Origin of the sequence: Variovorax sp. AB1(2024), from assembly GCF_037482385.2 — a bacterium.
In the GTDB taxonomy this organism is placed as follows: domain Bacteria; phylum Pseudomonadota; class Gammaproteobacteria; order Burkholderiales; family Burkholderiaceae_C; genus Variovorax.
Genome location: NZ_JBBHKP020000001.1, coordinates 1,356,543 through 1,369,669, shown reverse-complemented (window position 1 = coordinate 1,369,669; position 13,127 = coordinate 1,356,543). Strand labels below are relative to the sequence as shown.

The 13,127-nt window shown below is 70.4% G+C and carries 11 protein-coding genes; 3 read left to right on the top strand and 8 right to left on the bottom strand.

From position 1 onward, the window contains the following. Nucleotides 1-21 precede the first annotated feature (21 nt). From WIX39_RS06555 to WIX39_RS06530, 6 genes are all read right to left on the bottom strand, one after another. Nucleotides 22-615, bottom strand: a complete 594-nt coding sequence (locus WIX39_RS06555) for an energy-coupling factor transporter transmembrane component T family protein (RefSeq protein WP_106937594.1) — start codon at nucleotides 613-615, stop codon at nucleotides 22-24. Further along, nucleotides 608-1,327, bottom strand: coding sequence for an energy-coupling factor ABC transporter ATP-binding protein (locus WIX39_RS06550; RefSeq protein WP_409194701.1), 720 nt, complete (start codon nucleotides 1,325-1,327; stop codon nucleotides 608-610). The genes WIX39_RS06555 and WIX39_RS06550 overlap by 8 nt, the downstream gene beginning before the upstream one ends. 83 nt (nucleotides 1,328-1,410) lie before the next feature. Next, the gene (locus tag WIX39_RS06545) at nucleotides 1,411-2,253 is read right to left on the bottom strand and encodes an isocitrate lyase/PEP mutase family protein (RefSeq protein ID WP_409194700.1); all 843 of its coding nucleotides are present in this window, start codon (nucleotides 2,251-2,253) and stop codon (nucleotides 1,411-1,413) included. Between the two features lie 73 nt (nucleotides 2,254-2,326). After that, nucleotides 2,327-3,622, bottom strand: coding sequence for an MFS transporter (locus WIX39_RS06540; RefSeq protein WP_409194699.1), 1,296 nt, complete (start codon nucleotides 3,620-3,622; stop codon nucleotides 2,327-2,329). Beyond that, nucleotides 3,619-5,946: a N,N-dimethylformamidase beta subunit family domain-containing protein gene (locus WIX39_RS06535; RefSeq protein WP_409194698.1), complete on the bottom strand. Its 2,328-nt coding sequence runs from the start codon at nucleotides 5,944-5,946 to the stop codon at nucleotides 3,619-3,621. The genes WIX39_RS06540 and WIX39_RS06535 overlap by 4 nt, the downstream gene beginning before the upstream one ends. A gap of 11 nt (nucleotides 5,947-5,957) precedes the next feature. Then, nucleotides 5,958-7,370: an aspartate aminotransferase family protein gene (locus WIX39_RS06530; RefSeq protein WP_409194697.1), complete on the bottom strand. Its 1,413-nt coding sequence runs from the start codon at nucleotides 7,368-7,370 to the stop codon at nucleotides 5,958-5,960. A gap of 101 nt (nucleotides 7,371-7,471) precedes the next feature. On the opposite strand from WIX39_RS06530, the gene WIX39_RS06525 reads away from it, so the two are divergent. Then, nucleotides 7,472-8,389: a LysR family transcriptional regulator gene (locus tag WIX39_RS06525; RefSeq protein WP_081270737.1), complete on the top strand. Its 918-nt coding sequence runs from the start codon at nucleotides 7,472-7,474 to the stop codon at nucleotides 8,387-8,389. On the opposite strand, the gene WIX39_RS06520 is transcribed toward WIX39_RS06525, so the two are convergent. Beyond that, complete coding sequence (locus WIX39_RS06520; RefSeq protein ID WP_409194696.1) at nucleotides 8,373-10,106, bottom strand: M14 family zinc carboxypeptidase; 1,734 nt, start codon at nucleotides 10,104-10,106, stop codon at nucleotides 8,373-8,375. The two genes, WIX39_RS06525 and WIX39_RS06520, sit on opposite strands and share 17 nt — an antisense overlap. 159 nt (nucleotides 10,107-10,265) lie before the next feature. Between WIX39_RS06520 and WIX39_RS06515 the strand changes: the two genes are divergently transcribed. Continuing rightward, nucleotides 10,266-10,979 (top strand): YebC/PmpR family DNA-binding transcriptional regulator, encoded by a 714-nt coding sequence (locus WIX39_RS06515; protein ID WP_106936003.1) that lies wholly within the window; start codon nucleotides 10,266-10,268, stop codon nucleotides 10,977-10,979. An 82-nt stretch (nucleotides 10,980-11,061) separates the two neighbouring features. Here WIX39_RS06515 and ssb read toward each other — a convergent pair whose 3' ends face one another. Next, entirely contained in the window at nucleotides 11,062-11,616 is a 555-nt protein-coding gene (gene ssb, locus WIX39_RS06510; protein WP_106936004.1) for a single-stranded DNA-binding protein, read from the bottom strand. Nucleotides 11,617-11,722: 106 nt separating this feature from the next. On the opposite strand from ssb, the gene WIX39_RS06505 reads away from it, so the two are divergent. After that, nucleotides 11,723-13,105 (top strand): chloride channel protein, encoded by a 1,383-nt coding sequence (locus tag WIX39_RS06505; RefSeq protein ID WP_106936005.1) that lies wholly within the window; start codon nucleotides 11,723-11,725, stop codon nucleotides 13,103-13,105. The last annotated feature ends 22 nt before the right edge of the window (nucleotides 13,106-13,127 follow it).

Genomic DNA, 13,127 nt, shown 5'->3' with positions numbered 1-13,127 from the left:
AGAAAAAAAGAAGAAGCTCGGTCAGCGGCCGAGCCGTGCGGCCAGCGCGTCGGCCACGCGCTCGGCGGTCTGCAGGGTGCGGATGGTCAGCGGCGCCAGCAGCCGCAAGCCGCCGCCGTGGCCCGCGCGGGCGCGGTAGGCGTCGTCCAGGCGCTGCCATTGCACATAGAAGTTTTCGGCGAAGCGCAGCATCAGGCCAAGGCCGAGCGCGATCCGCTCGGTCGGCACACCCACGCGCTGCAGCGGATGCAGCACCGCTTCGAGCACCGCCAGCAGGTCTTCGAAGCGCGTGGTCAGCGTCAGCATCAGCGCCAGCGTGGCCGCGCTCGCGAGCCGCAGCGCGCTGGCCACGCCCAGCGGAGTCGTGCCCATGGCCCAGTGGAAGCCGATGATCAGCGCCCCCGCGATCGCCACGCCGAGCAGCATGCGCACGCGGCGCCACGCAGGCGGCCCGAGCGACGCGAAGATGCCCAGCACCACGACGCAGGCCACGGCCAGCGTCAATGGCCGCTCGACCAGCACCAGCAGCGTGCCGCACACCGACAGCACCGCGAGCTTGGCCCACGCCGCGATCGCGTGCATCCACGTCGGCTGTTCTGAATAAAGGCTACGCACGGCGCCCCCGCTCCAGCGCGGCGCGCTCGCGCACGTTCTCTGCATAGGCTTCGCACACCTCGCGGCCCGGCCCGTCGGCGCGCACCTTGCCCTGGTCGAGCCACAGCACGCGCTCGAAGTCGTAGACGTGTTCGAGCAGGTGCGTGGAAACGACGATCTGGTGGCCGCCGTCTTCGAGCTGCTGAGCCAGCCGCGCCTGGCTCAGCAGGTCGAGGCTGGCGAAGGGCTCGTCCAGCAGCAGCGTGGCGGGCTCGCTGATCTGCAAGGCCAGCAGGCACACCTGCTGGCGCTGCCCCTGGCTCAGTTCGCCGACCGCGCGCGCGGCCCAGGCCTCGAGCCCGCGCCGGGCGAGGAACTCGCGCGCCTGCTGCCGCGCCGCCTGGCGGGTCTCGCCGCGCGCCGTGAGGCTGAAGGCCAGCTCCTCGGCCACGGTGGGAAAGATGATCTGGTCGTCGGGGTTCTGGAACATCAGCCCGACGTGCTTCGACAGCTGCTTGCGGTCGGCCTGCGTATCGAGGCCGTGCACGGTCACGCGCCCCTGCTGCGGCTGGTCGAGCCCGCTGATCAGCCGGAACAGGCTGCTCTTGCCGGCGCCGTTGTCGCCGATCAGCCCGATGCGCGCTTCCTGCAGGCTCAGCGTGAGCCCTTCGAAGACATGCTGGTTGCCGCGCACCAGCGTCACCGCGTCGAGGCGGATGCTGTGCGTGGACATGGGTTCTGGCGGGGTCGGCTGCGGCAAGGGGCGCCCACTGTACTCGAACCTACCCGAACCCGCCCCGGCGGCAGGCAGGCGGCTCAGGGCGTGGCGGGAAAGAGCCCGTTGATCTCGCCCACCGACAGCATGCCCTCGCCCATCGCGTCGAACCGGCCCTGTGCAAAGGCTTCGCCGGCGATGCGCCCCACGAGCCCCAGCGCCGATTGCAGCGGGCCGCAGCCCAGGCTGATGCGCCGCGCGCCTGCGCGCGCAAGCTCGCCGGCCGGCGGAGCGCCCGCATAGCCGGCGTATACGTTCAAGGGCAGTCGCACGGCATCGGCCAGTTCAGCGATCTCCTCGGGGCTGGACATGCCGGGCACGAAGATGCCGTCCGCGCCCGCCGCCGCGTAGAGCCGCGCGCGGCGCAGCGCCTCGCCGAAGCGCGCCGCCGGGTCGTCCCAGGGCACGAAGTAGGCGTCGGTGCGCGCGTTGATGAAGAAGCGCGCGTCGAGCTTGCGGATGGCGGCGATGCGCTCGCACAGCACCTCCGGCGGCGCCAGCTCGCGCGTGCCCGGCCGCGCGCCGTCCTCGATGTTGATGCCGGCCGCACCCATGTCGACCAGCGCGCCGGCCACGTCGCGCACCGCCTGCGTGCTGTCGCCGAAGCCGCGCTCGATGTCCACGCTGACCGGCACGCCGGCCACGCGGCAGATGCGCGCGCAAGCCGCGACCAGCTCGCCGGCGGGCATGCGCTCGCCGTCGGCATACCCGAGCGACCAGGCCATGCCGGCGCTGGTGGTGCCGATGGCTGCCGCGCCCGCGCGCTCGACGATGCGGGCGCTGACGGCATCCCAGGCGTTGACGAGGACCAGCGGGGCGGGGCCCTCGTGCAGGCGATGAAAGGCATCCGTCTTGTGTTGTCGTTGCGCGTCGCTGGCTCGCATGGTCATTCGTCCGGAAAGTCGTGGAATGACCCGAGCGTAGGCAAGGCGCGCCGCCGCGACTTGGAGAAAACTGCTATTTCACGCCGTACCGGCGGGCGGCTCGCAGCGCCGCCAGGCTCACCAGCACGCCGAAGCCCACGTAGAACGCCGGTGCGATCTTGCTGCCCGTGGCCGTGATGAGCCAGGCGCTGATGAAGGGCGCGAAGCCGCCGAAGATCGCCACGCCGAAGCTGTAGCTGACCGACAGGCCGGTGCCGCGCGTGGCCGCCGGGAACAGCTCGGACATGGCCGCGGAGATGGGGCCCCAGTAGGCGGACGCCACCACGCCCATGGCGGTGAGCGCCACCATCAGCGCCGGCACCGACGGATGGTTCACCAGCAGGTAGAACAGCGGCACGATCATCACGAGCATGACCAGCGCCGCGCCGCGCATGATGGCCAGGCGCCCCACCCGGTCCGACAGGCTGCCGAACACCGGCACCAGCGCGAACTGCAGCACGCCGAACCAGAAGGTGCCGGCGAAGGCCATCGACGGCGGCAGGCCCAGCTGGCGCACCGCGAAGGTCGGCATGAACAGGCCCGTGTAGGCCACGATGGTCGCGAGGATGATGAGCCCCATGGCCGCCAGCGTGCGCCCGCGCTGGTCCACCAGCGTGGTGCGTACCGGCGTGGCTTCCTGGGCCGCGCGCTTGAACTCCAGGCCTTCGTCCAGGTGGCGGCGGATGTACAGGCCGGCCGGCCCGATCAGCAGGCCGAAGAAGAACGGAATGCGCCAGCCCCAGGACAGCAACTGCTCGGGCGTGAGCAGCGTGTTGAGCCCCATGCCGAAGCCCGCCGCCAGGAAGGTGGTGATGCCCTGGCTCGCGAACTGCCAGCTCGAGAAGAAGCCGCGCCGCCGCGGATCCTGCTCGGCCAGCAGCGCGGTGGCGCTGCCGAACTCGCCGCCGGCAGCAAAGCCCTGCAGCAGCCGCGCGAGGATCACGAGCCCCGGCGCCCACAGCCCGATCTGCGCGAAGGTCGGCGACACCGCGATCAGCAGCGTGCCGAGCAGCATGAGCGCCATCGACAGCGTCAGCGCGTTCTTTCGCCCCCTGGCGTCGGCATAGGCGCCGAGCACCAGCGAGCCGACCGGGCGCATCACGAAGGTCACGCCGAAAGTGCCCAGCGTGATGAGCAGCGACACGGTGTCGTTCTCCGCGGGGAAGAACAGCTTGGAGATGGTCACGGCGAGGAAGCCGTAGATCACGATCTCGAACCACTCCAGCGCATTGCCGATGGAAATGGCGGTGATGACCCGCAGCGTGCTCTGCCGGGAGGCAGGCTCGGCGGGTTCGGATAGCTCGGCGGCGCGTGGGGCGAGTGTGCTCATGGTGCTTCGTGCTCCAGGGATGGTTGAACTGCAAGGTCCGCGCCCGTCTCGGGCCGGACGCCGAAGTGATGCAGCACATTGCGCAGCACCCCTTCGAAACAGGGATCGACGCCGAGCACCCAGCTCGCGCCCACGGCGCCGGCGTTGAACACGCGGCCGCCCCGGGGGCGTTCCCAATAGATCATCTCGGCCGAGAGTCCGTCGAGCGACTCGGTCACGTTCGAGAAGTAGTCGAGATACGCGTCGAGCCGGCCCGGCCGGTGGCGGCGCCCCTGCGCGATGACCTCGATGCCGCGCTGCGGCTCGGGCAACTGCTGGCCGGCCGGCAGCGCGTGCGTCATGCGGCACAGCGTCGCCACGCTCAGGTCCCACTCGTGGCCGATGGCGCGCGGCAGGCCGCCGCCCGGCGCATGGCCGAAGGTCGCGCCCTGGGTCAGGCCCAGCGCATTCGGCTGCGTGAACAGGAAGTGCCGCGGCTGCGTGGCGTGGTACACGCCGAAATCGCCGCCGTCGGCAAAGGCCCAGCCCGCCGACTCGAGCCCGATGATCTCGGCGCACGAGCGCCCGGCCTGCCTGAAATGGCCGCCGCGCGCCCAGTCCTGCGAGTGGTACTGCTCGCCGTAGGGGCCGGCGGGCGGGCGCACCTTGGCGGCCTCCTCGCTGTCCAGGTCGTTCGCGCCGAGCACCTTGCGCTGCTCCATCACCGTGCCCTCTTCGTTGTAGCTCACGCGCAGGTACATGGTGTTGCCCGACAGCACGATGGCCGTGCCGCCGCCGCACAGGTAGTCGTCGAGCCCGTCGCAGGCCGGCAGCGACCAGTACTCGCTGTGGCCGTTGACGATCACCGTCTTGTAGGCCTTCAGCAGGCCCGGGTCGCGGTGCAGGTCGAGGTCGCTCACCACGTCGTAGTCGTAGCCGGCCTGGTCCAGCCACACATGCAGCCGGCGCTCCAGCCGGGTCCACTGGCTGAAGCCCGCGTCGGCGGGGTCGTACAGCGCGTTGGGGCTGGCGTTGGGCCAGGGCATGCGCAGGCCCACCTGGTAGGTCGGCTGGCCGCCGCGGTGGTAGGTGTAGCTGCAGTAGGCCGGGGCCTCGGGATGGCTGTTCTCCAGGCCCGCCGAACGCCGCGGCCACACGGGATCGCCGGCCGTGTTCTTCGCGAAGGGCGTGCTGGCATAGGCCAGCCAGCTGTTGGTGGCGCAAAGCACCAGCACCGGCGCGGGAGCCCGGTGCGCGGCGCGGCGCACGATGAAGGCGATGTCGTATTCGGCGGGCTCGCCGTCCAGCAGGTAGCGCACGCGGCCCACGTACACGCCGGACTTCGCATCCGGCGGAATGCGCAAGGCATGGCTCTCGGGCCAGCGGCAGTCGTACAGGTCGTCGCTCGCCAGCCGCAGGCCGTGGCCGCGCGTGGGGTCGGCCAGCGGGTCGTAGCCGTCGTCGGAGAATTCGTTCACCCGCTGTGGCTCGAAGGCCGGGCCGACGATCATCCAGGTGCCGTGGTTGACGATGCGTCCGGTGCGCTGGTGGCCGCTGGCGTCGGCCACGGTGTCGCCGCGCTCCTCGCGCAGCGGCCAGCAGGCCAGCACCGTGCGACCGCGCGGCGTGTGCAGGCCGCGGTCGGCGAAACGCGCGCGCACCTCGGCCGGCTGCAGCGCATGCGAATAGATCGCGGGCATGACGATGTCGCCCTCCAGGAACGCATCCGCCAGGCCGTCGATGCCGCTGCCGCCCAGGCGCAGCGGCGCGCGGCCCGGCTGCATCGGGCCGGTCCACCGGCCCCGCGCAACCGCTTCGCCGTCGATCCACAGCACCGTCTGCTCGCCGTCCCATGTGGCGACGAGGTGGTGCCAGCGCTTGGCCCGCAGCGCGCCGCCCGCGAGCTGGCCCTGCGGACGGAACGCGCCGCCGTCGCCCAGGTAGAACACCGCGTGCCCGGCCTCGTCGATGAAAAGGCCGTAGCCGCAGGCGCCTGGCAGGTCGTATTGCCCGACGACGCTCTGGCGCGTGCCGATGCTCCAAGGCTGCACCCAGCACTCCAGCGTGAGCGCGCGCAGCGGCTGGTCGAGCCCGCGCGCCACCTGCACGTAGGAGCCGGGGTGGATCGGATGCACGCGCGCGGCGGAAGGCGCGAAGGCATGCAGCACGGTGTCGGCCGTGCGGCCTTCGACATCGGGGCCGAGCCGGCACACCGAAAGCGCATAGGGCACGTCGCTGCTCAGGTGAAAGCGAACCACCTCGCCGGCGGCCACGCTCTTGCGGTCGGTGTAGCCATGCACGCCGGGCACTTGCAGCGCGCGGTGCGGCGGAATGGGTTGCGGCATCGCGGCTGCCTTCATTGCACCGAAGTGGCCAGGACCTTGGCCGCGATCTCGTCGGCCAGGCCGCGCAGCGAAAGCGCCAGCAGGTCGGCAAGTTCGTCGATCTCGGAGGGCGTGATGGTCAGCGGCGGCGTGATCATCTGGAAGTCGCCAAAGGCCCCCAGGTTCGCGCGCCGGTTGTACAGCGCGATGCCGTGCTTCAGCCCGTGCTCGGTCAGGCGCGCCGGTGCATTGAAGCTGGCCGGCAGCTGCCGCTTCGTCGCCTTGTCGGCCACGATCTCGATGGCGGTGAAGAGCCCCTTGCCGCGCACGTCGCCCACGATGGGGGAGCGCTCGGCCACTTCGCGCAATCGGGCCATCAGCAGCTCGCCCATGTCGCGCGCGCGGCCGACCAGGTCTTGCCGCATCACCTCGCCGACCACCGCGTTGGCCACGGCGCACGACAGCGGATTGGTGAAGTAGGTGTGGCCGTGCACGAAGCCGCCGCTGCCGGCGACGGCGTCGACGATGCGGTCGGGCGCCAGCAGCGCGCCCAGCGGCGTGTAGCCCGCGGCCAGCCCCTTGGCCAGCGTGACCAGGTCGGGCCGTGCGCCGGCCCAGTGGTGCGCGGCCAGGAAGGCGCCGGTGCGGCCCGCGCCGCTCATGATCTCGTCGTAGATCAGCAGCACGCCGTGGCGGTCGCAGATCTGCCGCACGCGCTCGAAGTACGCCGCCGGGGACACCACCGCGCCGGTCGACAGGCCGCCGATGGGCTCCAGGATGAAGGCCAGCACGGTGTCGGGTCCTTCGCGCACGATGGTGGCCTCCAGCGCGTCGGCGCAGGCCATCGCATGGCTCTCGGCCGTGTGGCCGTCGGGCACGCGGTACGACAGCGGCGCGGGCACCTTCGGCATCTCGCGCACCATCGGCCCGTAGATCGACTGCGTGTGCGCGTCGCCCGTCACCGCCAGCGCGCCGAGCGTGGAGCCGTGGTAGCTCGGGTTGCGCGAAATCACCTTGGCGCGGCGCGGCTGGCCGCAGACCACGGCGTACTGCCGCGCCAGCTTGATGGCCGACTCGTTGGCCTCGGAGCCCCCGGAAACGAAGAAGGCCCTGTCGAAGCCCTCGCCCGCCAGCGCGCACACGCGGTCCGCCAGCTCGATGCTGTGCTCGCTCTCGAAGAAGCGCGGGTAGGCAAAGGTGACCTGCGCCGCCTGCGCCTGCATGGCCGCCAGCACGCGCGGGTTGCCGTGGCCGATGTTGGCGACCACCGCGCCGGCGGTGGCGTCGAGGAAGCGGCGGCCGCCGGCATCCCACAGGTAGATGCCTTCGCCGCGTGCGATGCGCGGTGGCCGGGGCGAGCCCTTTGCGGCATAGAAGCCGAGCACGGAGCCGCCCTTGGGCGTGTCGCCCACAGTGCGGGCGGTGTCTTCGATCGTGGCGCTCATCGGGAAATATCCATTCGAATGTCTTGAACGGGCCCGACGATAGGCAGAGCCGGGCGACATGGGTAGACGTATGGGACGATGAAGTGATATACGTCTGGCGCATGAAGAACGCGCACGACCGGCTCGACCTGCTGGACACTTTCATCAAGATCGGCGAGAGCGGATCGCTCAGCAAGGCGGCACGGCTGCTCGGCACCACGCAGCCCACGGTGAGCCGCCGCCTGCTGGAACTGGAGCGCCTGCTGGGCTGCAAGCTGGCCATTCGCAACACCGCCAATTTCTCCCTCACCGACGAGGGCCGCTCGCTGCTGGCGGAGGCGCACGACCTCACCGACCGCTGGTCGGGCCTGTCACAGCGGTTGCTGGGCGGGCAGAGCCGGCCCGAGGGCACGCTGCGCGTCATCGGCCCCTCGGGCTACGGCACCGGCTTCCTGACCGATGCGGTGACGGACCTGCGCGCGGCGCATCCGCAGTTGCGCGTCGAGCTCACGCTGACCGACCGGGTGGTCGACCTCGCGGCCTCGGGTGCCGAATGCTGGGTGTGCGTGGGCGAGGTACGCGACCCCGGGCTGGTGTGCCGCCCGCTCGGACGCATGGACCGCGTGCTGATCGCCACGCCCGAGCTGCTCAAGCGCATCGGCCCGGTCACGCTGGCCCGGCTGCCGCAGCTGCCGTGCGTGGGACTGATGCCTTACGTGACGGGCAACGTGCGCCTGATCGACCGCAGCGGGCGTTCGCGCATCGTGGCGCTGGACACGCCCATCCGCACCGACAGCCTGCTCGCAAGCTACCGCGCGGTGCTCAACGGCGCGGGCATCGGCGCGGCGGCGCCATGGATGTGCCACGAAGACGTGCAGGCCGGCCGCCTGAAGCGCGTGCTGCCGAACTGGTGGCTGGAGCCGGTGGGCGTGCATGTCGCGCTGCCGCCGGGGCTGTACCGGCCGGCGCGCGTCACCGCATTCGTGGAAGCATTGCGCGCACGCATGCACGCGCTGCCGGGGTTCAGGCCCGCGCAGTGACGAGCGGCACGGCCTGCATCAATGCCACCACCGGATAACGCCGCCACTCCGGCTCCGCATGGCGCCTGCCGTGCGCAAAAAGAAAACCCAGCACCGCGCCCTGGTCGGACAGCTTCGCGGGGTTCGCGGTCTTCCACTCTTCGAAACGGCGCCGGAGGTCCGGCTCGTCCTCCAGCATCTGCAGCGCGGTGTCTTCGAACACGTAGGCGGAGAAGGCCTCCTTCTTCTCCAGCACGCTGTTGAAGAAGCCCCAGCGAAAGAAGCTGTCGTGCGCCTCGGGCTCCAGCGTCTCGACGGCATAGCGGGCGTTGGGCTGGTCCAGCGGCACCCACATGTCGCCCGCGCGCGCCTGGAAGCGCTCGGTGTGCGAGGCGAGCGTCACCTGGTCATGGAACATGTGGCCTTCGTAGGCGTTCGGGCGCGAGGCCACCTGCTGCACGCGGTACACCCGGGCCGCGTCGAACAACTGGTCGGCCTCCAGGCGCCGCATCTCGACGCCGTTCCATTGCAAGCGCTCGATCACTTCGCGCCAGGCCTGGGGCACCAGGTAGGCCTTGGGCGCCGCGACCGCGATGTCTTCCACGCAGCGGTCGAAGTGGACGATGTCCTTCTCCCACGGCTGGCTGCGGTCGTAGGCCAGCCGTTCGTAGTTGCCGAGCCTGCTGGGCGTGCGCACGGCCTGGTAGCCCCTGAAGCGCAGGCTGGCCGGGCGGTCGTGGTCGTTGCGCCATGTCAGCGGCCAGCGTGCCTGTCGCGCGGCGGCGGCCCGGGCTTCGTTGCGCAGCGCCTGGATGCGCGCCGCGTTGGCCACGGTGAACGCCAGCACCACTTCCACCAGCGTGCGCATCGACGCCACGCGGTCGGCGAAGGGCTTGAGCATGTGGGTCTCGGGCATGAAGCCGATGGTGTGGTGCAGCGCGGCGTAGCCGGTGGAAAAGCGCGGCAGGTCGAGGAAGTCTTCGATGCCGTCGTCCGGCGTCTCGGCCAGCAGGTTCACGTAGGGGCAGGTGGGCCAGCCGCGCCGGTCCATGTCGCCGTAGATCGCGGGCAGCATGCGCTCGCGCAGGAAGTCGCCCAGCCCGCCGCCCAGCTTGTCGGGCTGGGTCGGAATCAACGTCATGGTGCAGGCGTAGTCCGCGCCGTTGGACGTGTGGGTGTCGACCATCACGTCAGGGTCCCACGCGGTGAAGAACCGGTTGAACACCTGCGCGGCGAGGCTGTCGCACTTGATGAAGTCGCGGTTCAGGTCCAGGTTCCGGCCGTTGCCGCGGAAGCCGAAGGACTCGGGCCCGAGCTGGTTCACGCGCGAAGTGGCCTGGCGGTTGATGCAGCCGTCCACGTTGTAGACGGGAATGAACAGGAACACCGTGTCGCCCAGCGCCGCGAGCCGATCGGGCTGCAGGCAGAAGTCGCGCACCAGCGCCATGCAGGCGTCGATGCCCTCGGGCTCGCCGGGGTGGATGCCGTTGTTGTTGAAGAACACCGGGCGGCGCTGCCGCCGCAGCGTCTCGCGGTCGAACACGCCGTCTGCCGTGACCACCCCGGCGTGAATCGGCGCGCCGGTGTCCGACAGGCCGATCTGCCGCCAATGCAGCACGCCAGGGAACCGCGCGGCCAGCCGCTCGTAGAAGGCGATGCATTCGGCCCAGGTGGCGGTCCGGTTGCCGTTGCCGGATTCGAAGGGCGTGGGATACGGATCGTCTTGTGCAGCGGTCATGGAAAAAAAGCTCCGTTCATGCGGCAACGGCGCGGCGCTGCTGCTGTTTACGGGCTTTTAGCACGGCCTCCGGCTACAGTAACGGCCCCAACCGGTCATCCAGCCCTTCTGCGGAGAGCCAGACACGGCCGCAAACACACACTCGAGAAGGAATCAGCCATGGGCGCCCAATGGAAAGCGAAACACAAGGACCTGGCAGCCAATGCCAAGGGCCGGTTGTTCGGCAAACTCGCCAAGGAAATCATGATGGCCGCGCGCAACGGCGCCGATCCGGCCGGCAACTCGCGTCTTCGCCTCGTGGTGGAACAGGCCCGCAAGGTCTCGATGCCCAAGGACACGCTCGATCGCGCCATCAAGAAAGGCGCCGGCCTCACGGGCGAGGCGGTGCATTTCGAGCACGTGATCTACGAAGGCTTCGCGCCGCACCGCGTGCCGGTGATGGTCGAATGCCTGACCGACAACGTGAACCGCACCGCGCCTGAAATGCGCGTGCTGTTCCGCAAGGGCCAGCTGGGCACCTCGGGCTCGGTGTCGTGGGACTTCGACCACGTCGGCATGATCGAAGCCGAACCCGCCAAGCCGGACGCCGACGCCGAAGTGGCCGCCATCGAGGCCGGCGCGCAAGACTTCGAGCCGGCCGGGGAAGGCAATGCCGTCGTTTTCCTGACCGACCCGACCGACCTCGACCTGGTGAGCCGCGCGCTGCCGGCCCAGGGCTTCACCGTGTTGTCGGCCAAGCTGGGCTACAAGCCCAAGAACCCGGTCGACCCGGCGAGCCTGAGCGCGGAAGACCTGGAAGAGGTCGAGACCTTCCTGGCGGCCATCGACGCGAACGACGACGTGCAGAACGTGTTCGTCGGGCTGGCGGGCTGAGGCGTCCGCCAAAAGACAAAAGGGCTGGCTCCCGCAGGAGCCAGCCCTTTTTGCTGACGGAACTCGACAGGCCGTTTTCTGTTTAGAACGGAATATCGTCATCCATGTCGTCGAAGCCCGACGACGACTTGGCCGGTGCCTGGCGCGGAGCCGGTGCCGGAGCACGCGGAGCCGCCGCGGGTGCGCGGGGTGCGTATCCGCCGCCGCCGCCACCGCCGTTGCCGCCCTGCGAGTAGCCACCGCCGCCACCTTGCGAGTAGCCGCCGTCGTCCTCGGGACCGCCCGAGGGGCCGCCCTGGCCCTGGCGGCTGCCGAGCATCTGCATCTGGTCGGCGCGGATTTCGGTGGTGTACTTTTCGATGCCGTCCTTGTCGGTCCACTTGCGCGTGCGCAGGCTGCCTTCGACATAGACCTGCGAGCCCTTGCGCAGGTACTGGCCGGCGATTTCGGCCAGGCGGCCGTTGAAGACGATGCGGTGCCATTCGGTGGCTTCGCGCATTTCGCCGCTTTGCTTGTCTTTCCAGCGATCGGTGGTGGCCACTGTGACGTTCGCGACCTGATCGCCGCTCGGGAAGGTCCGCATTTCGGGGTCGCGCCCCAGGTTGCCGACGACGATGACTTTATTGACCGATGCCATATGCACTGCCCCTGATAAGTGGATAAAGGAGAAGGTTGAGAGGAACCCTCCATTGTGCCCGAAGGCCGACACGGCCAATACCCTACCGGTGCCAGAATGCTCTCTCATGAACCGCGAACCCGATTTCCTCGAGCACCTGCGCGCCGAGCTGTCCAGCGGCCGCGTCTGGCTCGACCGGGCCATCGTGCTGGGCTACGCCATCGCGGCCGGGCTTTTCGTGGTGGGCTTCACGCTCGCCAGCGACTGGGTCTTCGGCCAGTTCCACCGCTTCTACCGCGCCTGGCCCTGGGCCGTGCTGCTGACGACGCCGCTGATCACGGCGGGCATCGTGTGGTTCACGCTGCGCTTCTTTCCCGGCGCGGCCGGCTCGGGCATTCCGCAGATCAAGGCGGCGCTGCACCCCGCCCTGCCGGAAGAGCGCCGCTTCTTCTTCGCGTCGCTGCGGCTCACGGTCGCCAAGATCGGGCTGGGCGCGGCGGGTTTCGCGGCCGGGCTGTCGATCGGGCGCGAGGGGCCTTCCGTGCAGGTCGCGGCCGGGGTGATGCAGCACGCGCGGCGCTGGCTCTCGCCCAACACCACCATCGACAGCCGCGCGCTGCTGGTGGCCGGCGGCGCCGCCGGCATCGCGGCGGCCTTCAATGCGCCGCTGGCGGGCGTGGTGTTCGCCATCGAGGAGCTCTCGGGCCGGCTCGAGGCGCGGTCCAGCGGGCTGATCATCACGGCCATCGTGCTGGCGGGCCTGGTGGCCGTCTCGGCTTTCGGCAACACCAGCTACTTCGGCGTGATCCGCGTGCCCCGGCTGGGCTGGGACGCGCTCGGGCCCGGCCTGCTGGTCACGCTGCTCAGCGGCGCGGCCGGCGGGCTGTTCGCGCGGCTGCTGACAGCCTCGCTCACCGGCGCGCCGGGGCGGTTCAACCGCTGGCGGGCGCGTTTTCCGGTGCGCTTCGCGGCCGCAGGCGGGCTGGCGGTGGCCGTCATCGGGCTGGCCACGGGCGGCGTCACCTTCGGCGCGGGCTCCGAGGCGGTCAAGCAGATGCTGCAGGGCCATGACGAGCTGACCCCGCTCTACACGCTGCTCAAGTTCGTCGCCACCTGGCTCACGGCGTGGTGCGGCGTGCCGGGCGGCATCTTCGCGCCGGCGCTGTCCATCGGCGCGGGCATCGGCGACGCGGTGTCGCAGCTGGGCAGCAGCGAGCTCGGCCCGGCGCTCATCGCGCTGGGCATGGCCGCCTTCCTGGCGGCGGTGACGCAGGCGCCGCTCACCGCCTTCATCATCGTGATGGAAATGGTCGACGGCCATTCGATGGTGCTGAGCCTGATGGCCGCGGCCATGCTGGCCAGCCTGGTCTCCCGCATGATCAGCCGCCCGCTGTACGACACACTGGCCGAATACATGGTCGGGCGCGCCATCAGCGCCGCCGGGCCGGTGCATCCGCCTCCGCCGGAAGCCCCCGCGCCCGGAGCCCCGGAACCCGCCCGCTCGCCATGAATTCTCCGGCGGTCTATCATGT

What these genes read in the sequence shown, in the direction of transcription:
- WIX39_RS06550 (WP_409194701.1), bottom strand. Translation starts at nt 1,327, where the DNA reads ATGTCCACGCACAGCATCCGCCTCGACGCGGTGACGCTGGTGCGCGGC.
- WIX39_RS06545 (WP_409194700.1), bottom strand. Translation starts at nt 2,253, where the DNA reads ATGCGAGCCAGCGACGCGCAACGACAACACAAGACGGATGCCTTTCAT.
- WIX39_RS06540 (WP_409194699.1), bottom strand. Translation starts at nt 3,622, where the DNA reads ATGAGCACACTCGCCCCACGCGCCGCCGAGCTATCCGAACCCGCCGAG.
- WIX39_RS06535 (WP_409194698.1), bottom strand. Translation starts at nt 5,946, where the DNA reads ATGCCGCAACCCATTCCGCCGCACCGCGCGCTGCAAGTGCCCGGCGTG.
- WIX39_RS06530 (WP_409194697.1), bottom strand. Translation starts at nt 7,370, where the DNA reads ATGAGCGCCACGATCGAAGACACCGCCCGCACTGTGGGCGACACGCCC.
- WIX39_RS06525 (WP_081270737.1), top strand. Translation starts at nt 7,472, where the DNA reads ATGAAGAACGCGCACGACCGGCTCGACCTGCTGGACACTTTCATCAAG.
- WIX39_RS06520 (WP_409194696.1), bottom strand. Translation starts at nt 10,106, where the DNA reads ATGACCGCTGCACAAGACGATCCGTATCCCACGCCCTTCGAATCCGGC.
- WIX39_RS06515 (WP_106936003.1), top strand. Translation starts at nt 10,266, where the DNA reads ATGGGCGCCCAATGGAAAGCGAAACACAAGGACCTGGCAGCCAATGCC.
- ssb (WP_106936004.1), bottom strand. Translation starts at nt 11,616, where the DNA reads ATGGCATCGGTCAATAAAGTCATCGTCGTCGGCAACCTGGGGCGCGAC.
- WIX39_RS06505 (WP_106936005.1), top strand. Translation starts at nt 11,723, where the DNA reads ATGAACCGCGAACCCGATTTCCTCGAGCACCTGCGCGCCGAGCTGTCC.